Below are 21350 nucleotides of genomic sequence, written 5' to 3' on the forward strand. Positions count from 1 at the left end.
CTTATGCAGACAGAGCAACTCAAGGCGGAAATTATCGCCTACAGCAAAGAAATCGGTATCGATAAAATCGGATTTGCCTCTGCAGATGTATTCAGTGAATTAAGAGAACGCCTGAGACGACAGCAGGAATTAAACTATCAATCAGGCTTTGAAAAAGGAACATTAGAAGAGCGTACGGAACCAGATCGTCTGCTTCCCGAGGCACAGTCAATCCTTTCGATTGCGATTGCGTATCCATCTCGGATGAAAGACGCACCAAAAAGTACGAAAGAAGAACGTCGAGGGTTATTCGCCCGAGCTTCATGGGGAATTGATTATCACAAGGTTTTACGTGATCGTCTGGAAAAGCTCGAAGCCTTTATCAAGGAGAAAATTCCTGATGCACGAAATAAAGTGATGGTTGATACAGGAGAGCTTTCGGATCGAGCAGTTGCCGAACGCGCCGGGATTGGATTTAGTGGAAAAAATACATCGATCATCACACCGGAATTTGGCTCATATGTGTATCTCGGAGAAATGATTACCAATATACCATTTATTCCTGATGAACCGGTTGATGACAGCTGCGGGACATGCACGAAATGTATTGATGCATGTCCTACTGGTGCGATTGTGGAGGGGGGTCAATTAAATGCTCAGCGTTGTATTGCATTTTTAACGCAAACAAAGGATTATTTACCGGATGAATTCCGCAGCAAAATTGGAAATCGTGTGTATGGTTGTGATACATGTCAGCTGGTATGTCCGAAGAATAAAAGTATCGATTTTCACATTCATCCGGAACTTGAACCAGAACATGACGTAGCAAAACCCAAATTAAAGCCTATGCTGCAGATTTCCAATCGAGCATTTAAAGAAACATTCGGCCATATCGCAGGTTCCTGGAGGGGAAAAAAACCGCTGCAGCGCAATGCGTTAATCGCACTTGGACATTATAAGGATAAAACAGCTGCCGATGAGATGATTGCTGTTATGAATAACGACCCTCGTCCGGTAATCCGGGGCACAGCTGCATGGGCCTTGGGGAAAATCGGCACCTCAGAAGAGGCCATCCACGTAGCAATGGAGAACGAACAGGATGAACAGGTTTTATATGAAATGGAGAAAGGGCTGGAGTTTCAGAAGGAAAGCCAGTAAAATAAATCATGCTAAAATCACATACTTTGCCAAGCATCCCTTCCATATACTTATTAATGGAGGGGATTTGTGTGGAAAAATTAAAGGATATATGGTTGGATTTTTTTAACGAAGAGCGAAATACAGATGACTGGTGGACGCGGAAGAAGACGTTGTGGAGAAAAATGAAAGGTGAGATTGTTCGGATCCAGGGAGACGCGAAAATTTATCGGAAAATCTGTTATGAAAATGAAATAGAATATGCATATTTACTACATGTGTCCTATTTCATTAAACAGGGTGACCATTTTCATCGGGAGGAACAGGTAACCCCATACCAATTCCGTTTGCGTGATGGGGAGGTAATAGATCATAAAGAGAAGTTGCCATCTAAGCCGCCAATAACAAAGCAATTATCAATCACACCAGATGAAATTCAGGAAAGATCAACACATATGCGATTTTCTTATGATCGCCTTGCTGCGGTGCAATATGCGGAGCGTTGGTGGAATAGTTATAATCCGAATTATAGGAAATTTGATGTGGATTGTACAAATTACGTGTCGCAGTGTGTGCGTGCTGGAGGCGCGCCAATGCGTGGTATTCCAAATAGAGAACAAGGCTGGTGGTATCAAGATGATAATTGGAGTTTTAGTTGGGCGGTTGCGCATTCTTTGAGATGGTATTTAAGCGGGTCTGAAGAAGGGCTGCAGGGGAAAGAAGTTGAAAATGCGGAAGCGCTACGACCGGGAGATATCATTTGCTATGATTTCGAAGGGGATGGTCGCTTTGATCATAATACGATTGTTGTTGCAAAGGATTCATATGGTATGCCGCTCGTTAACGCACATACCGACAATAGTCGAAATCGCAACTGGTCTTATGAGGATTCAACGGCATGGACGCCCGATATACAGTATAAGTTCTTTCAAATAGGTGAGTAGTAATGATATAATAAATTAGTTATTAAGCGTTTAAGGAGAATGAAAGTGAGTTTACATGTCGTATTATTTCAACCAGAGATACCCGCAAATACCGGTAATATAGCAAGAACATGCCTCGGTACGGATACAACCCTTCATTTAATTCATCCACTCGGCTTTTCTACAGACGACAAAATGGTGCGTCGAGCTGGGCTGGATTATTGGAAACATGTGGACATTCAGGAGTATGATTCATTGGATGAGTTGTATGAAACGTATCCGAAAGGTAGATTTTACTATATCGAAAATTTCGGAACAAATTATTATACCGATTATGATTACAGTAATACAAATGAAGATATATTCTTTGTTTTCGGGCGTGAAACAAACGGAATTCCAAAAGATCTGTTAGAAGGGAAAGAAGATCAGTGTCTTCGTATTCATATGAATGACAAGATTCGCTCCTTGAATTTAGCAAACTCAGCAGCGATTCTTATTTATGAAGCATTAAGGCAGCAGCATTTTCCGAAAATGCATTAAAAAACGCCATGTGATCATACCAAGGCCACTGAAAAACTGCTCCTAAATGGAAGACTGAGTAATATCTAATTAAAAGCGGCTTCGTTTAGAGTGGGTTTCTCTAAATGGAGCCGCTTTTTTAAACAGAGGATTCCCCCACCGCATTTAGCTCATGAGCCTCCATATTCGTTTGATAGTACCGGTGAAAATGGCTAATGCTTCTTGTATATGTATGCCATCAAGACCCGAAGATGAGGAAATCTCATATCCGTGTCTATGTTTCAACTTGCTATTCTTGGCTTCAATCTTATAACTCATCATAGGTAAAAGAAAAATCAACAAGTTCGTTGATTTTTCTTAGGAAATGATCTTCTGGAATAATGATATCGTATCGTACAACCCTGCATAATTACTCAGATTCATCGACAGTTGACATTCAATCATCCAATCCTCTAATCTCATTGCGGAATGCTCCAGGTTGTACGTTGCTAACTGGGGTTTCCACCCTTATTCCATTATTGATTCTTTTTTGGAACACCCGGTTTTGATTCATATGCTGACGTTAGACAAGCTGTTAAGAATACAACGATTACACCGCCTAATAATACTAAGTCCAACATGATGCAGACCCTCCTTTAGCGTTATATGTAGAGCTACGTATATTTTATTCTATCCTCATTATACAAAATAAATCGTATAATTGGAAGGGGAGAGGTTAAAAAAGGCTTTTTCATACGTATTATTGCTTGTAAAGCTTCGTCATTGATGTAACATGTGAGGTAGTTAAATTACGATGCTTTTTGCCTACCGCTACGGAAATACATTCCGCGCACCAAAGGCAGAGCTGATGAGCCCCCTCTATGACAAAATCATACTTTATTTTTCATAAAACCGCAAAAAATGGGAATTTCCCCTTTTATGCATAAAGGTGGTTACACATATTGTTTCCTAGCATAAAATAGGGTATATTAGTTGATGAAGTCATTTGTCAGTTTTATAATGTAATTGAGTGTTAAGAGCCGTTGTGAAACGGATAAAGTTAACTTCTAATGGGGGTATCAAACGTGGCACTGAATGAGGAATCCAGTGAGAGATTCTGGGGACAGTTTAATGGACCAAACATGGGGTATGTAGAGGAACAATATGATTTGTATAAGGAGGATCCGGAAAAACTCGACACCTCTACAAGAGAAATGTTCGACAAATATGGCGCGCCTGATTGGCTGCATCAATCTAGTAGCAATCAAAGTCTATCTAAAAAAACTTCAAAAAATGATGTTAAAAAGCTAACCTCTGCAATGAAACTTGTTGAGGCTATTCGACGTTATGGACATTTAGAGGCGGATATTTATCCGGTAGGTCTTCAAAAGGATAGAAAATCCGAGTTAGTTGACCCGAAAAAGTATGGATTAAATGATGAAGATTTAAAAAACATACCAGCAGAATGGTTATGGGAAAAAGCGCCAAGCAATATTGAAAACGGTTTGGATGTTATTAATGAATTTAAGAAATATTATACGGGGACGATAACCTACGAATATGACCATGTGAATAATAATGAAGAACGCAAATGGTTGCTGGAATTAATTGAAGCTGGGGAAGCTAGGTTGGATTTGTCTGATGAAGATAAGCAACAATTACTTGAGCGTCTTGCGCATGTGGAAGGTTTTGAAGAATTTCTGCAAAAAACATTTGTTGGACAAAAGCGTTTTTCTATTGAAGGACTGGAAGCAATGGTACCAATGCTTGATCAGATTGTAAAGTACGCAACTGCAGATAAAATTGAAAATATCATGATGGGAATGGCACATCGTGGCCGTTTGTCCGTCCTTGCTCATGTTCTGGGAAAACCATATGACAAAATATTCTCTGAATTCCATCACTCTCCGGATAAGGAATTAATGCCTTCTGAAGGATCGATGGGGATAAATCATGGTTGGACCGGAGATGTGAAATATCATCTAGGGGCAACAAAGGATGTTAATGAGACGGAAACAGCAACACGTATTACATTGGCGCATAACCCGTCACACTTGGAATTTGTAAATCCAGTTGTTGAAGGGTTTGCACGTGCAGCACAGGATGATCGCTCTGAAAAGGGTTACCCCGTGCGCGATGAAAGTAAAGCATTTGGAGTATTGATTCATGGAGACGCTGCGTTTATTGGAGAGGGTATCGTAGCTGAGACTTTGAATCTGAGTGGATTGCCTGGCTATACAACCGGAGGAACACTTCATATAATTGCAAATAATCTGGTTGGCTATACAACAAATCAGAAAGATGGACGTTCCACACGTTATGCAAGTGATTTAGCCAAGGGATTTGAAATTCCGATCATTCATGTAAACGCTGACGATCCAATAGCCTGTATATCTGCGATTCGAATTGGCTATGAATACAGGAAAAAATTTCATAAGGATTTTCTTATTGATTTAGTTGGTTATCGTCGTTATGGTCATAATGAAATGGATGAGCCAAGATCTACACAACCAAAGCTCTATCAGGATATTGATAATCACCCTACAGCAGTGAATGTTTTTGCTAACGTATTGGAAGAAAAAGGCATCCTTAATAAAGAAGGATACCAAGGCATAAAAGATAAGGTTGGGAATGATCTTCATGAAATATACAAAAGCATGAAGGAGAATGAAAACGGGCAACCTGAGGCAGAAGCTATTCCGAAAGCATTGTTAAATGGAATTGATCAATTTGAAACAGCTGTACCGCTTGATCAATTAAAGGCCTTAAATAAGGGGTTAATGAAGCGACCGGAAGGGTTTAATAGCTTTCGAAAGGTAGATAAAATTCTTAAGCGTCGTGAGAATGCGTTGGAAGATGGCAACAAAGCAGACTGGGGTACAGGAGAATCATTGGCCTATGCGTCTATTTTACAGGACGGGATTCCCATTCGCTTGACAGGTCAGGATACGGAAAGAGGAACCTTTGCACATCGTCATCTTGTATTGCATGATACAGAAAATAATAATGAATATAGTCCACTGCACGGATTGGATGAAGTAAATGCGTCATTTGATATTCGCAACAGCCCATTATCCGAGGCAGGTGTAGTAGGATTTGAATACGGGTATAGTGTTCAATCACCAAACACATTGGTTATTTGGGAAGCACAATTTGGAGATTTTGCTAATGCTGCTCAAGTTATCTTTGACCAATTTATTTCTGCCGCTCGTGCAAAATGGGGAGAGAAGTCAAATATGGTCTTGTTACTACCGCATGGTTATGAAGGACAAGGACCGGAACACTCCAGTGCGCGATTGGAACGTTTCCTGCAAATGGCTGCAGAAAATAATTGGATTGTCGCAAATGTCACATCATCTGCACAATTTTTCCATTTAATTCGCAGACAGGCAGCAATGCGTGGACGTGAAGAGGCGAGACCATTGGTATTAATGACACCGAAAAGTTTGCTTCGTAACCAACGTGTTGGATCGGTAGCAGAAGAATTCACAAATGGTAAGTTTCTCCCATTACGCGCGCAGCCAAACTTGAATGTTAACAAAGAGAATGTTACACGCTTACTTATTGGGAGCGGTAAAGTAATGGTGGATATCGAAGAGGAAATGGATCATTCAGAGGAAAAGATGGATTGGATGCAGATATTACGTCTGGAACAAATTTATCCATTCCCGAAAAAGCAATTAGAAACAGAACTGAAAGATTTACCGAATTTGAAAGAAATCGTTTGGGTACAAGAAGAACCGAAAAATATGGGCAGCTGGGATTTCGTTGATGATTATTTAAGAGATCTCCTGCAAGAAGGCCAAACCTTGCGATATATCGGTCGTCCCAATCGTGCATCGCCTGCAGTTGGTGTACCGAATGTTCATAAAACAGAACAAAGTCAATTAATCCAAAAAGCACTCAACCCATCAAAAGGAGGAGAAACCAGTGAACGAAATTAAAATACCAGAACTTGCCGAATCTATCACAGAAGGAACAATTGCGGAATGGTTAGTAAATAAAGGGGATAAAGTAGAAAAAGGGGACCCGGTTGTTGAGCTGGAAACGGATAAAATTAATGTTGAAGTAAACTCCGATTACGCTGGGGTAATCACCGAAATCGTCAGCGAAGCAGGCGATGATGTAGAAGTTGGTGATGTGATCGCTAAAATAGACGAGAACGCGCAAGCAGGTAGCAATACAACAGAAGATAAAGAAGCCTCTAGCGAAGAATCGAAGGAAGCACCAAAAGAAGAGGCGAAAGAAGAATCAACAAGAGAAACGTTTATCGAGGATAAAGATGAATCCCCTAAAAAGGAAGAAGCAAAAGAATCCGATAGTACGAATGATATTATTGCCTCACCGGCAGCCAGAAAACGAGCACGCGAATTAAACATTGATTTAAGAGATGTAAGCCCGCGTGATCCATTAGGTCGTGTTCGTCCGGAAGATGTAGATGCGGCGGTAAAAAGTAAAGATGAAAAGAAAGAATCCAAACCGGCTAAGAAAGAAGAGTCGAAGAAATCCGAGAAAACAGTGTTTGATAAACCGGTAGAGCGTGTGAAGATGTCACGTCGCCGTCAAACTATAGCGAAGCGCCTTGTAGAAGCACAGCATAATGCTGCTATGCTCACAACTTTTAACGAAGTAGACTTGACTGAAGTGATGAAAGTTCGTAGTGAGCGTAAGGAGAAATTCATGGAAAAACATGGTGTGAAGCTTGGTTTCATGTCCTTCTTTACAAAAGCAGTTGTAGGGGCATTAAAAGAGTTTCCATTACTCAATGCTGAAATTCAAGATAATGAAATCGTAAAGAAAAACTTCTATGATATAGGTATTGCTGTATCTGCAGAAGATGGTTTGGTAGTTCCGGTTGTACGTGATGCAGATAAATTGGATTTTGCAGGGATAGAGCGTAAGATTGGAGAACTTGGTAAGAAAGCACGGGAAAATAACCTAGGATTGGATGAAATACAGGGTGGATCATTCTCTATTACAAATGGTGGCACGTTTGGATCAATGTTATCCACACCTATATTAAATGCGCCACAAGTTGGTATCCTTGGCATGCACAACATCCAAAAACGTGCCATGGTTATGCCGGATGATTCTATTGAAGTTCGTCCAATGATGTATATCGCACTTTCCTATGACCATCGAATTGTTGATGGAAGTGAAGCAGTTCGGTTCCTAGTGCGTATTAAGCAATTACTTGAAGATCCATATGATCTTCTGCTGGAAGGTTAAAGAATGTAGCCCTCATATTGATGAAATATCAAGGTGAGGGCCTTTTTGTGTAGGAAAATTTAAATGTAGAAGAAAAAGGTAGCTCTGTTATCATATTGTTCTTTATTTGTGGTATAAAATCATCTAATCGGAAACAGCCATTTTAAGTATCTTTATATCCGATTCTAATTCCGATACGCGCTTATTTATCGAATTTTCCATCGTAAAATGAAGCTCATCACTCCTTTTTCTTCGCTTCCTTGCAATCTATTATATCATGTTTATTTCGTTTTCCATCTATCAAAAATCATGCTTGTTGATGAAAACGGATAGGCAAAACGCAAATTTGCCCAGACGGAAATTACATGTTTCTACCTCATAAGTCTAGAAAAATATAATTTTGCTTAAAAAAACATCACATAACCTTGCAAATATACTTAAAAACGAATAATATAGATTGTGTTGATTTTATTATTCGGAAAGAGGGGCTTGTGTTGGAGAATCTATTTAAGTTTAAGGAAAACAATACAAATATCCGAACAGAATTTGTAGCTGGTGTCACTACTTTTCTTACAATGGTTTATATTATCGTTGTCAATCCTGCCATTCTTACGTCAGCTGGAGTACCTTTCGACCAGGTGTTCATGGCGACTATTATTTCTGCAGTGGTTGGTACATTATATATAGCATTTTTTGCTAACTACCCCATCGCTATTGCTCCAGGAATGGGGATGAATGCTTATTTTGCCAGCGTGGTGGCTACACAGGGAATTTCTTATCAGGTTGTTTTCGGGGCTGTGTTTTTAGCTGGTGTGATTTTTATTGTATTAAGTCTTACAAAATTACGGGAAACATTAATTTATGCAATCCCGTCATCATTAAAGTATGGGATCACATCCGGTATCGGCCTTTTTATTGCTTTGGTAGGATTGAGAAATGCTGGGTTGGTCGTTCCAAATGAAGCGAATATCATCGGACTTGGTGATCTGGGGGACCCAATGATACTGTTAACCATTGCTGGGTTGTTTATAACTTTACTATTGTTTGTCCTGAAAATAAAGGGCGCTCTTTTTTTGGGAATGCTGGTAACAGGAATTATTTCGTTTTTTACTGGTCAGCTGGAATTCACAAATGAGGTTGTTTCGATGCCCCCTATGCCGGTATTTTTTGATATGGATATAGGTGGAGTTTTCATAAATGGACTTTATACCGCTGTTTTTGCATTTTTGTTGGTAACGATTTTTGATACGACCGGTACAATGATCGGTGTTGCTGAACAAGCCGGTTTTATGAAAAATGGGAACATGCCACGTGCGAAGCAAGCTTTAATGGCAGATGCAACTGCGACAACGATTGGTTCGATGTTTGGCACGAGTCCTTCAACCGCATTTGTCGAATCTACGTCAGGTGTAGCAGCAGGTGGGAGAACAGGAATGACATCTGTCGTGGTGGCAGTACTATTTGCATTGTCCGTCTTCTTTACACCAATCATTCAGATTGTTGCAAACATTCCTGCGATAACATCACCAGTATTAATTATTGTCGGATGTTTCATGATGGAGGGGCTATCTAAAATTGACTGGAAAGCATTTGATGAAGCATTTCCAGCCTTTGCTGTTATTCTTACCATGCCATTCACATCAAGTATTGCTACTGGTATAGCTTTTGGATTTATCACGTATCCCATTTTAAAGATTGTAGGTGGAAAAGGAAAAGAAGTACATTGGATACTGTATTTGTTTGGCGTGGTTTTTGTATTGCAAATGATTTTCTTTCCTATGCATTAATAGATGGGTTTTAAATATAATATGTTGGGAACAACGTACTACAATATGACAAAAAATGCAGAAAAAATAATCTCTTGCATGACGTCTGACGACTTGGTACAATAACGTTGAGTAATATGTGAAAGCATTTACAATTAGAGATAGGGGAGGATTATAGTGGGGATCATTTTAGGGTTACTAGCAATTGTTGTCGTGATTGGAATCGCATTTTTGATGTCAAATGATAAGAAAAACATCAACTACAAAGCAGTTGGAATTATGTTGGTAATGCAATTGTTGATAACTTGGTTTATGTTTTCAACACAAATTGGACAAGCAATTATAAATGGTATAGCAGCAGGATTTAATAAATTAATTGAATTTGGAACAGAAGGAATAAATTTTGTAGTAGGTGGATTTGAGCTTCAAGAAGGGGGCGTTTTCTTTTTTAACGTCCTATTACTGATTATCTTTTTCGCAACCCTACTTCAAGTTCTGACCTATTTAAAAATACTTCCTTTGATTATTAAATATATTGGGGGAATTATTTCAAAACTTACGGGTCTTCCAAGAATTGAATCGTTTAATGGTGTTAACAGTATCTTTTTTGGGCAGTCTGAAGCTTTAATAGCCATTCGATCACAGTTTAATCATTTAACACATAATCGCCTGTACATTGTCAGTGCTTCTGCCATGAGTTCTGTATCAGCATCTATTGTAGGTTCTTTTCTGTTGATGCTACCGGCGGAATATATTCTACTGGCATTACCATTAAACATGTTCAGTGCATTGATGGTCGCATCTGTTATTGCACCTGTCACAGTGCCATCGGAAGAAGACTATGTGGATGTAAAAAATGTCTCAACGGATAAAAGTGTTTTTGAAGCAATGGGTAATGGCGCGCTTGAGGGTGGTAAAATTGCATTGATCGTTGCTGCGATGCTCATTGCATTTATCGCTTCTCTGGAATTGGTAAATTGGTTGATTCAACTGGTTTTTGCCGGGGTAACATTACAACAGATTTTAGGTTATATCATCGCTCCACTTGGCTTATTAATGGGTATATCTCCAAGCGAAGTCCTTGAAGCTGGCTCTATCATGGGGACGAAAATAGTGACCAATGAATTTGTAGCAATGACAGAATTTCAGCCAATGGTTGATGCACTATCAGAAAAAACAGTTGGTATTGTGACTGTATTTCTGACCAGTTTTGCCAACTTCTCTTCCATCGGTATCATTGCCGGAACTGTTAAAGGTATTGACAGTGAAAAGGCAGCCACTGTCTCAGGATTTGGTATGAAATTATTGATTGGCTCGATATTAGCATCGATTTTATCTGCTACCGTTGCAGGACTTTTCTTATAAAGAAAAACAGGAACAGCCTTCTTTCGTAGAGGGCTGTTTTTACGTATGTTTATAATCTTTTTTTAAAGGAAAGATACATAGCAAGAGGTGAATGATGATATGAGTGAACAAATGAATCTTTTCATAAACGGTAAATGGGAAGGAACAGAAGAAAGGTTAGAAGTGATTAATAAATATACACAAGAAACCTATGCAACTATTGCAAAAGCTGGACAACGGGATGTGGACCATGCCATAGAAAGCGCTGAGGAAGCCTATCAATCCAAGCAGTTAGCTCCATACGAGCGATATGAAATCTTAAAGAAGGTAACCGAGTTTTTACAAGTAGAGAAAGAGGAATTTGCAAAATGTATGGTGGCAGAAGCAGGAAAACCGCTGAAGCAAGCACGTACGGAAGTTGACCGTGCTATCCAGACCATAGAGCTATCTGCAGAGGAGGCGAAGCGAATTAGCGGACAAGGCGTTCCCATAGAAGCTGCACCGGGATCAGAAAATCGTATGGCATTTACCATTCGTGTCCCGGTGGGGGTTGTTGGAGCGATCACACCGTTTAATTTCCCGTTAAACTTAGTGGCACATAAGATTGCGCCCGCACTGGCTGCAGGAAATGCAGTTGTTCTAAAACCAGCAAGCGCAACACCTGTAACCGCTCTGAAACTAGCCGCTTCGTTTGAAAAAGCGGGTCTGCCAGCCGGATTATTGAATGTCGTTGTTGGCGCAGGATCAGTGATTGGCAAACAAATGCAGCAAGACGAGCGTATTTCCACTTATACATTTACCGGAAGTGCTAAAGTGGGGTTGAATTTAAAGCAAAATACCGGTCTAAATAAATTGATATTGGAACTTGGTAACAATTCACCGGTCATTATCGATAAGGAGGCAGATTTGGATAAGGCGGCAGCAACATTATCTTCAGCAGGATTCGCTTATGCTGGCCAAACTTGTATTACACCACAACGCTTGTATGTACATGCTTCGGTTAAGGAAGAATTTCAGGAAAAATTGACCGAGGCGATGAGAGACCTTGTCGTTGGCGATCCAAATCATGAGGATACAGTTGTTGGACCTATGATTTCCAAAGAAGAAGCCAAGCGTGCGGAAAAATGGGTGAACGAAGCTAGGCAGGCTGGTGCAAAAGTAGTAACAGGAGGAAATCGCACTGGAGCAATGTATGATCCAACCGTATTGACTGATGTATCTAGGGATATGCTGGTTGTTTATGAGGAAATATTTGCACCCGTCGTTAGTATTATTGAATATAATCAGCTTGATGAATGCATTGCGGAATTAAACAAATCGCCGTATGGACTGCAAGGTGGTATTTTTACGAAAAATCTGGATACCGCCTTTTATGCTGCAAAGAATGTAGAAGTCGGTGGTCTGATTATAAATGACTCCTCCCAATATCGAGTTGATCTAATGCCATATGGTGGCGTGAAAGATAGTGGTTGGGGCAAAGAAGGACCCAAATATGCGATTGAAGAAATGACTGAAGAGAGGTTAGTTGTCTTGAACTTGGATTAGATGGTAGCTTATATACAAGCGGGGGTGAAGCTCCCCGCTTGTATATATAAGAATCAACCGGATATGCTATTGTTTCGTATAGGATACTTCCTTTTTTAATCTTTTTCTATTACACTTTAAATTGTAATGATAAAGATCTTTACATCGTTGTTAAATAGAAAGGAAGAACAATTTATGAAAAATAAACGCATCCTCTTCACCGGTGGGGGGAGTGCCGGTCATGTGATTGTAAATCTTGCATTAATCCCAGTATATGCACGAGACGGATGGGGGATTGATTATATAGGTTCGAAGGAGGGTATAGAAAGAAAACTGATCGGAGAACTAGATTATGTTACCTATCATCCAATTTCAACCGGGAAGTTACGTCGCTATATGTCAAAAGAAAACTTGAAGGATCCGTTTAAAGTGTTAAAAGGAATCATGCAGGCATGGCGAATTATTGGGAAGCGAAAGCCTGCGGTTATTTTTTCCAAAGGCGGATTTGTCTCTGTGCCGGTTGTTGCAGCTGCTAAATTGCGAAATGTACCGGCTGTTATTCACGAATCGGATTATACCCCTGGCCTTGCGAATAAGATTGCTATCCCTTTTGCCAGGAAAGTTCTGGCAACCTTTGAAGAAACAATGGACTATCTTCCTGAATCAAAGAGGGAATATGTTGGTGCTGTTATCCGGGAAGAACTTTTTCAGGGAACGAAAGAAAAGGGGCTAGCATTTGCCGGATTGACAAAGGAAAAGCCTGTGTTACTCGTGATGGGGGGTAGTGGAGGTGCTGAGAAAATTAATGAAACACTCAGGGATAGCCTTCCTGAATTGCTGCCATCTTTCCAGATCATACATATTTGCGGTCAGGGAAAGGTGGATTCCACTATAAATGAAAAAGGTTATGTGCAATTTGAATATGTCAATGAAGAATTGAAAGACATCTTTGCGGCAACCGATTTAGTCTTATCAAGAGCTGGATCTAATGCCATTTTTGAATTTTTGGCATTGCGCATCCCTATGTTGCTTATCCCATTATCGAGGCAAGCAAGTAGGGGCGACCAAATTATCAATGCAAAATCATTCATTGAAAAAGGGTATGCACGTGTGCTTGAAGAGGAGTCACTAACCATAGAGGTATTTGTTCGGGAACTCCTGCAACTAAAAGAATATGCATCCATCATGACCGATCATATGAAAGGATATAAAAGTGAAAAAGCAAGAGAGCGTGTCTTGGAAGTTTTACAAGAAACAATGAAATAGGAAAACACCCTTGTTCAGTTGCTGCTGATCAAGGGTGTTTTCCTATTTTTTTTGTGATAAGAAGCGCTTTTGGTAGTTATAAAGCTAAAATTGCAGATAAATGGGTTTTCATTTATATATTGCCATATTATAACGGATTTTGCTATATTATCGCTGTTCAGTATATTTGTAGAATTATGTCAAGTCCGATAAACTAATGTCATTCACTAGGTAATTTTTAAGGAAAGCTGATTCGTATTATCCGCAGTTAAGGAAAATTTCAATCCACGTTTAACCTAGTTAGGCTACTCCTCATTTCTATTAAAATTAGTGAAAGCGTTATTTGCAGGTAAAGATATAAACGCTTTTATTTATCATCCTGCATCGAAGGCATGTACCTAACCTGTAGGCATATGCCGGGTTTTCGATTGAAATTATTACAAAAATTATAATGAAAAGGAGCAAAAATTGGATGAAGAAGTTCATTATGTTAATTTCCGCTATTGTTTTAGTAGTGCTTTCTGCCTGTGGAGACACAGGTGAAAATGAAGATTCCGACGCAGAAGCAGGAGAGGAGATTGATACAATCATTTTCTCTGATGCCGGTTGGGATAGTAATCGTGTTCACAACAGCATTGCACAAACGATTGTTGAAGAGGGGTTTGATTATGATACGGAAGTCACTGCTGGAACAACGGCAGCAACATTTCAAGGATTAATAGAAGGTGACATTAATGTTTATATGGAAGCTTGGACAGATAATATAAAAGAAATATATACGGAAGCGATTGAAGCAGGAGATGTTGAAGAAGTTTCTGTGAACTTTGACGATAATGACCAAGGTTTATATGTTCCAACCTATGTTATAGAGGGTGACGAAGAGCGTGGTATTGAACCAATGGCTCCTGATTTACAAACGGTTGAAGATTTAAAGGACTATCCGGAAGTGTTTGAAGACCCTGAAGAGCCTGGGAGAGGGAGAGTCGTCAATGCCCCAAGTGGGTGGGCTGTTCAGGAAGCAATTGATGCGAAATTCGATATCTATGGATTGGATGAGACAATGAATAATTTCATGCCAGGATCGGATGCGGCGATCGTGGCAGATCTTACAGACGCATATAATGCAGGTAATGCTTGGGTAGGTTACTACTGGTCACCAACGGCTGTAACGGCTACGATGGATTTAACTTTACTGGAAGAGCCTGCATATGATGAAGAGGAGTGGGAAGAAACAAAAGCAACAGAATTTCCTCCCAATGATGTAACGGTTGCTGTTCATAAAGATTTGTCAGAGCAAGCACCGGATGTTGTAGAGTTTTTGAGTAATTATGAAACGAATAGTGAACTTACGGAGGAATCTTTGACCTATATGGACGAAAATGATGCCAGTCCGGAAGAAGCTGCAAACTGGTGGATGAACGAACATGAAGATATTTGGACAAGCTGGGTACCTGAGGATATAGCTGAAACGGTGAAAGAGGCGTTGTAATAAAGGAGAAGCAGCTGGCCGTTTGGTTAGCTGCTTCTTGAAGTGAACTACAAATGTATAAGAGGTGAAATAGGTTTATGGGGAATTTTCCTGATATACGCACAGAACTGGGTAATTACGCGGATGATTTTGTAAGTTTTTTAGATACAACGCTAGAAGGTTTTTTTGATTTTATATTTTTTATATCGTCCCGCACCATTGGTGGAATTGCTGATTTTTTAACATGGATGCCATGGTGGTTATTTATTATCATGATTATTGCTTTGGGCTGGTATTTTAAATCTATATTTTCTGGTATACTTTACGGTTTTTTAATATTTTTAATAGGAACATTCGGTCTGTGGGAAGATATGATGACAACAATTGCTATTATCGCAACGGCTGTTTTGATCTGTTTATTAATAGGTATTCCTGCAGGGATATGGATGTCATTTAGTAAACCTGTTTCAAATGTACTACGCCCCATTCTTGATGCCATGCAAACAATGCCGAGTTTCGTGTATCTGATTCCGGCTATCTTCTTCTTCGGATTAGGTAATGTATCCGCCATTTTTGCAACATTGATATACGCTGTCCCGCCCGTTATCCGCTTAACTGAACTAGCTATTCGTGGTGTGGATAAAGAGGTTATTGAATCCGCTGAGTCATTTGGTTCATCAAGGTGGCAAACATTAAGGAAAGTTCAGCTCCCACAAGCATTACCTACTATTATGGCAGGGGTTAACCAAACGACAATGATGGCATTGGCAATGGTTGTAATTGCTTCTATGGTAGGAGCATCAGGACTTGGGGAGCAAGTGCTAGTATCGATTAATCGTATTGATATTGCTTTAGGTTTCGAGGCGGGCATTAGTATTGTATTTCTGGCTGTTATTATTGATCGAGTTACGAATGGTATAGCAAATAAATTTCAAAAACATAGGGGGTAACCGAACGAATGTCAAAAGTGGAGATAAGACATGTATCAAAAATCTTTGGACCGAGACCAAAATCCATTATCCCTATGATAAAGGATGGAAAGACGAAAGAAGAGATTTTAACAGAGACGAATCACACAGTTGGCGTATATGACGCTTCTCTAGATATTAAACAAGGTGAAGTATTTGTGATTATGGGGCTTTCAGGCAGTGGAAAGTCGACCTTTATCAGATGTTTTAATCTATTAAACAAACCGACAGCTGGATCTATCATAGTTGATGATGAAGATATAGCTGCATATAATACTAGTCAATTAAAGACATTGAGGCAGGAAAAAATAGCCATGGTTTTTCAGCATTTTGGCCTATTTAGTCATAAAACAATTCTGGATAATGTTGAGTATGGACTGGAAATCCGTAATGTGCCAAAAGAAGAAAGACATAAAATAGCACTTGAAAATATTGAAAGTGTAGGATTACGAGGTTATGAGGATAAATATCCAGATGAATTGTCTGGTGGCATGCAACAACGGGTTGGTTTAGCTCGGGCATTGGCAAACGATCCGGAAATATTGTTGATGGATGAACCATTCAGTGCACTCGACCCATTGATTCGTAGAGAAATGCAATTAGAGCTATTGGATATACAGGAACGATTGCAAAAAACGATTGTTTTTATCACACATGATGTGAACGAAGCATTCAAATTAGGTGATCGTGTCGCAGTTATGAAAGATGGTCGTATTGTCCAGGTTGGAACCCCGGAAGAAATTATTGAATCACCAGCAAATGATTATATCTCCGATTTCATTAAAGATATTGATCGTTCCAAAGTATTTCAGGCAGAACATGTTATGATTAAGCCAAATGCTATTGTGTCTGTGAAAGATGGTCTGAAAGTAGCGGTGAAAGAAATGGAAGAAAACGGAATATCAAGTGTGTTCGTTGTGGATCGGGGCCGGCACCTTCGAGGCATTATAACGATAGATGATGCGATTAAGGGAATAAAAGAAAAACAAACATTAGAGGATGTTATGTGCCAGGATATTACCATCGTGAAAAGGGATGAATATGTCAATGAATTAATTCCGAAAGTGCTTGAATCTAAGTTTCCGCTTGCGGTGGTAAATAGCGAGGAGAAACTTATCGGATTCATTTTGCGTATTCATGTATTAGCAGGGCTAGTTTCAGGAGATGTGGAAAGCGAAGAATATGGTGAAGCGTAATATATATGGTTTCTGCATAATAGTCGCTTGTAAATCACAGTGGATAGAAACTGTGACGTAGTGTGCAATTCTCTTTCCAAGCATTGGTTGAGCGTAGGGATGCCTACGTTCAACTATCATTAGAACGAGAACCTTCTTATAAAGTTACTTTCACTACGCCGCAGTATATCTTTTATGTCGAGGAGATCAATTATTTTCGAACGGTATATATGAAACAAACAGATAAATTAATTGTATTAGCTGCTTGTTTAGGCTTCATTTACTGAATGGTTCCGTAATTGGTGAGCTGTACATTCACATTGAAATCCACAGCTGCACTTGGAAACTTTTCGTGCCATTCTTCAGAGGTTAATTGACCATTTTCTTTATGAATCCGGTAAAGCTTACCGAGACCAAACGGATCGGAGTTGGCCTCCTGTAAACTGTCCAAAAGGTCACTGTATTGGCTTTCCATTTCTTTTTCGATTTCTTTTTCCAACAAATTAGATATATGCTTACTTTTGACTTCCAAGTCCTCTGAGGTTTCAAATAAATTTGCCTTAAGCATTATATTTGTTTGAAAATAGGGCTGATCTACATCTGTTAGTTTAGTATTACTTATTCCGTCCGTGATCAAAAGATCAATCTTCAGCTCTTCTTCTTCCTCTTCCTCTTGCGTTTCCTCGATATACTCGGAAAAAGGTTCTTTTGGAAGTGAAATATTAAACGGTTTATCCCGTATTCTTTTACGAAATAGATTAACCAGAAAGGCGTCATCCAACGATATAGCTCCAACATATTTAGCGTTTCTAAGCAGCGCCATACCAATTAATTCCGATGCATTTTCTTTGATATCGAGTAGCGGTAAAAGGGGATCTTCTCCATAATTCTGGTGAACACGGTTAAAATTATAAAAAGAAACATCCGGGATTGAATCCTCCTCAATTTCTTTTTCAATGATTCCTTGCAAATGCTGCGCAATATCAATTCCTGTATTTTCTCGATTGGATGTCAGTAATTCTTTGGCGGTTGTATTACTTATAGTTGGATACATCATTTCAGATACACGTGAATCACGAACTAAAGTGTTTAAATAAGGTAAAATACCATTTTCCGCAGTTTCTTTTCCATAAATGGTCAATCGGATTTGACCGGGAGAAGTGTTATAACTTGTTTTTGAACCGATGTTCTGAAAGGCTTCTCTGACAGTACCCCCTGTTCCGGAAAGGGTTTGTGTTATATTGTCTGCTTGGCCATTAAATTGAAAGACAATACTTGTTACATCGATTTTCTGTGGATTATCTTCGGTTATATCTACACCATATGCATTTATAATGGCAAGCGTTTCGATGTCTTTTGTCGGTACGCAACCTATTAATAATAGCAACGTAAGAAGTAAAGGGAGGAATTTGCTGCGATTATCCATGATGATTCCCTCCTTTTCTCCCTCGCCATTTCTTCTTTGCAAATACGATCGGCAGAAGTAGAAGTGGATATACATACACAAGCCAAAATGCGGCTTCACTCGTACGATCCGTAAATGCTTGGATGAGAAAGTGTTGATCCAGAAAGATACAGGTAATAACTAACAAAGCGGCTGTTACATATAACGTGATTTTTTGTGGAATGCGGTACAGCCGCTTCAAACCATAGGTTACTCCCCATGTAAGTAGAAGCATATTTGGCAGGACGACCATCATCCATTCGGTTACAACAATATAATCAAATCGTTCGAGAAAGGGGATCGATTGCATTTTAAACAGATTTAATAATGCCCATTCCCGCGTCTTCAATTGCGGTGAACCGAAAAATCCGATTGCGATTAACGTTGTGAGTAGAATGATGCTTGCTGACACTAAGATCCCCATATATACAGGTTTTTTTGCCTTCTCCTTGTTTTGGATAAATGGATAGATGAAAAAAAGGATTTCAAATCCCATAAACGTATAAGTAGTCGAATAGGAGCCCTGTATCAATTCTGAGAAAGATGCTTGAAACATCGGTTGAAAGTTACTGATTTCTATCAGCGATGCCGGCTCAATTAACAGGAAAAACACCCACAAGGAGAGGAAGAAAAATATAAAAGAAACCCCTACTATTACCCGGATACCTCCAAGCACACTATAAACAATGAGACTGATTAATAATAGTCCTAGCACGAGATTGCTTATTTCGGGAAAGATGTAGATTTTGACGACTTCAATATACGTAATAAATACGGATATCAATGTAGCTATAAAGTAGATAATATAGATGGTACCAAGTATTTTTCCAAACCATTTGCCGAAAATATCAATCTGAATACCGAGTATATCCGCATTTTCGTATTGTTTTAGAATCAAAAACATGCTAAAGATAATAAGGAGAATAAATAAGAGAGCGATGATGATGGACAGCCATGCATCCTGATGCACTTTTAAAAACACAAATCGTGGTGTTCCCATTATACCTACCCTAATTGGATAGAGACAATAATGAAAAACAGATAAAACGCTTGAATCCTTAGGTTTGGCTTTACGTTGACATTGATATCCATTTGTTCTCACCTACTCATCGATGTCCTTTTTTTCAGCTGATTTTCTTTTTCCAAAACGAATGAAATCTTTTGGTTGATAGGAGACAAATCGCTTATATTGCTTTGACATTGGTAGTCTGTATAGTACTTTATTAATATCTTCCCATCGAAATGGATATATTGGCGCAAGATAAGGACGCCCCAGAGATTTTAACTTTAATAAATGAATGATGAGGAAACAGATGCCAAACATCATTCCTACCATCCCAAATGTTCCTGCTAAAATGATCATTGGAAAGCGAAGAATACGTACAGAAGTACTCATTAAATAATTAGGAATTGTAAAGGAAGCTAGTGCACTTAAAGCGACGAGAACAACTAAGAAGTTGCTTGTTATCCCCGCTTCAACGGCTGCCGTTCCAATCACAATACCACCAACAATACCAATCGTCTGACCGATTTTCGTTGGTAACCTGGCTCCAGCTTCCCTTAGTAACTCAATGGAAAATTCAAGCAGCAATGCTTCATAGATGGGAGGAAACGGTACTACAGATCTGGACTCACCAATGGTGATTAGTTCCTGTGTTGGGATAATTTCATAATGAAATGTTGTTGCAGCAACATACGCAGGTGTAAGCAATACGGAAATAATAAGGGCAATAAATCGTAAAAATCGCAAAAAGGTTCCCGCATTCCAGCGCATATATAAATCTTCTGTGGATTCAAGAAAACTGAAAAATGAAGAAGGTGCAATTAATGAAGAAGGGCTATTTTCAACCAATACGCCAACCCTTCCTTTCATCACGGAATAAGCAAATCGATCCGGAAGTTCCGTTAAGTAAAACTGCGGGAAAATGGTAGGTGACGAATCCTCAATATATTGCATTAATACAGAAGTGTCTTCAATCTCATCAACTTTTAAATCCTGCAGTCGTTGTCGCATTGTATTAACATCGGCATCATCAGCAATCGATTTTAAATAAATTAAACGTACTTCCCGCGAGGCCCTTTCTCCAATCTCCAGCCTTTCCATTACCAGATCTGTTGACCTAATCCCATAGCGGATAATATTCAAATTGGTGACAATGGATTCCGTAAAAGCTACTTTTGGCCCGAGCACTAAGGATTCTGTTTCTGCTTGCGTTAAATCTCTCTTTTCCTTATTGGATAAAAGATAGCTGACAACAGCATCTTCTCCTTCCACATAGACAAAGACTTCCCCAATCATAATGGCAGTAAGGATATCCTCCAATTTATCTTTGGTATCACTTTCTCCTAAAGGAATTTCATTCATGATTGTTTCCTTCGACCATTCTTCCTCCATACGTAATAATGGACGAAGTAAGTAATTTTCCACCATTTCTGCTTCAATCATGTAAGAAATAGAGAATACAGCCACTTTTTTGTTTGCCTGTTCATAAATAGAGAAGGCTAGGTCCGGATTATTTTCAAATTTACGTTCCATAATCCTTTTCAATTCATCGATTTTTAATGGAAAAATAGGATCCGATTGTTTTTTTCGTCTATTTCTCATGTGTACCTCCAATGAAATAGATGCTATTCGGGTAGTATGTATGTAAGTAGCCAAAATTATGTAAGA

General features: G+C 39.2%; 15 protein-coding genes. 12 read left to right on the plus strand and 3 right to left on the minus strand.

The window, feature by feature from the left end:
- Positions 1 to 3 precede the first annotated feature (3 nt).
- The 12 genes from queG to KFZ56_RS08005 all read left to right on the plus strand — a co-directional run bounded on the left by queG (position 4) and on the right by KFZ56_RS08005 (position 17256).
- Positions 4 to 1137, plus strand: coding sequence for a tRNA epoxyqueuosine(34) reductase QueG (queG, locus tag KFZ56_RS07950; protein WP_222641373.1), 1134 nt, complete (start codon positions 4 to 6; stop codon positions 1135 to 1137).
- A 71-nt stretch (positions 1138 to 1208) separates the two neighbouring features.
- The gene (locus tag KFZ56_RS07955) at positions 1209 to 2060 is read left to right on the plus strand and encodes an amidase domain-containing protein (protein WP_222641374.1); all 852 of its coding nucleotides are present in this window, start codon (positions 1209 to 1211) and stop codon (positions 2058 to 2060) included.
- A gap of 45 nt (positions 2061 to 2105) precedes the next feature.
- Positions 2106 to 2579 carry a tRNA (uridine(34)/cytosine(34)/5-carboxymethylaminomethyluridine(34)-2'-O)-methyltransferase TrmL gene (gene trmL / locus KFZ56_RS07960; protein ID WP_222641375.1) on the plus strand — a complete coding sequence of 158 codons (474 nt, stop codon included), beginning with the start codon at positions 2106 to 2108 and terminating at the stop codon, positions 2577 to 2579.
- Positions 2580 to 3622: 1043 nt separating this feature from the next.
- Entirely contained in the window at positions 3623 to 6481 is a 2859-nt protein-coding gene (locus tag KFZ56_RS07965) for a 2-oxoglutarate dehydrogenase E1 component (RefSeq protein ID WP_222641376.1), read from the plus strand.
- Positions 6468 to 7766 (plus strand): 2-oxoglutarate dehydrogenase complex dihydrolipoyllysine-residue succinyltransferase, encoded by a 1299-nt coding sequence (gene odhB, locus KFZ56_RS07970; protein ID WP_222641377.1) that lies wholly within the window; start codon positions 6468 to 6470, stop codon positions 7764 to 7766. The genes KFZ56_RS07965 and odhB overlap by 14 nt, the downstream gene beginning before the upstream one ends.
- A 470-nt stretch (positions 7767 to 8236) precedes the next feature.
- On the plus strand, positions 8237 to 9532 hold the full coding sequence (locus KFZ56_RS07975) for an NCS2 family permease (protein ID WP_375540672.1): 1296 nt from the start codon (positions 8237 to 8239) through the stop codon (positions 9530 to 9532).
- 156 nt (positions 9533 to 9688) lie between these two features.
- On the plus strand, positions 9689 to 10876 hold the full coding sequence (locus KFZ56_RS07980; RefSeq protein ID WP_222641381.1) for a NupC/NupG family nucleoside CNT transporter: 1188 nt from the start codon (positions 9689 to 9691) through the stop codon (positions 10874 to 10876).
- 99 nt (positions 10877 to 10975) lie between these two features.
- The gene (locus tag KFZ56_RS07985) at positions 10976 to 12400 is read left to right on the plus strand and encodes an aldehyde dehydrogenase family protein (RefSeq protein WP_222641383.1); all 1425 of its coding nucleotides are present in this window, start codon (positions 10976 to 10978) and stop codon (positions 12398 to 12400) included.
- A 174-nt stretch (positions 12401 to 12574) separates the two neighbouring features.
- Positions 12575 to 13645: an undecaprenyldiphospho-muramoylpentapeptide beta-N-acetylglucosaminyltransferase gene (murG, locus tag KFZ56_RS07990; protein WP_222641385.1), complete on the plus strand. Its 1071-nt coding sequence runs from the start codon at positions 12575 to 12577 to the stop codon at positions 13643 to 13645.
- 451 nt (positions 13646 to 14096) lie between these two features.
- A complete protein-coding gene (locus KFZ56_RS07995; RefSeq protein WP_222641387.1) occupies positions 14097 to 15113 on the plus strand; it encodes an ABC transporter substrate-binding protein in 1017 nt (338 codons plus the stop codon).
- Positions 15114 to 15190: 77 nt separating this feature from the next.
- Positions 15191 to 16042: an ABC transporter permease gene (locus KFZ56_RS08000; protein ID WP_222641389.1), complete on the plus strand. Its 852-nt coding sequence runs from the start codon at positions 15191 to 15193 to the stop codon at positions 16040 to 16042.
- A gap of 8 nt (positions 16043 to 16050) precedes the next feature.
- Positions 16051 to 17256, plus strand: a complete 1206-nt coding sequence (locus tag KFZ56_RS08005; protein ID WP_222641391.1) for a quaternary amine ABC transporter ATP-binding protein — start codon at positions 16051 to 16053, stop codon at positions 17254 to 17256.
- Positions 17257 to 17515: 259 nt separating this feature from the next.
- Here the strand turns inward: KFZ56_RS08005 and KFZ56_RS08010 are convergent, their stop codons facing one another.
- The 3 genes from KFZ56_RS08010 to KFZ56_RS08020 form a co-directional block, all read right to left on the minus strand.
- Positions 17516 to 18661 carry a Ger(x)C family spore germination protein gene (locus tag KFZ56_RS08010; RefSeq protein WP_222641393.1) on the minus strand — a complete coding sequence of 382 codons (1146 nt, stop codon included), beginning with the start codon at positions 18659 to 18661 and terminating at the stop codon, positions 17516 to 17518.
- Positions 18654 to 19679 carry a GerAB/ArcD/ProY family transporter gene (locus KFZ56_RS08015; protein WP_255584935.1) on the minus strand — a complete coding sequence of 342 codons (1026 nt, stop codon included), beginning with the start codon at positions 19677 to 19679 and terminating at the stop codon, positions 18654 to 18656. The genes KFZ56_RS08010 and KFZ56_RS08015 overlap by 8 nt, the downstream gene beginning before the upstream one ends.
- A gap of 102 nt (positions 19680 to 19781) precedes the next feature.
- Entirely contained in the window at positions 19782 to 21284 is a 1503-nt protein-coding gene (locus KFZ56_RS08020; protein ID WP_222641395.1) for a spore germination protein, read from the minus strand.
- Between the last annotated feature and the right edge of the window lie 66 nt (positions 21285 to 21350).

Source organism: Virgibacillus sp. NKC19-3 (genome assembly GCF_019837165.1).
Lineage (GTDB): Bacteria > Bacillota > Bacilli > Bacillales > Amphibacillaceae > Virgibacillus_L > Virgibacillus_L saliphilus.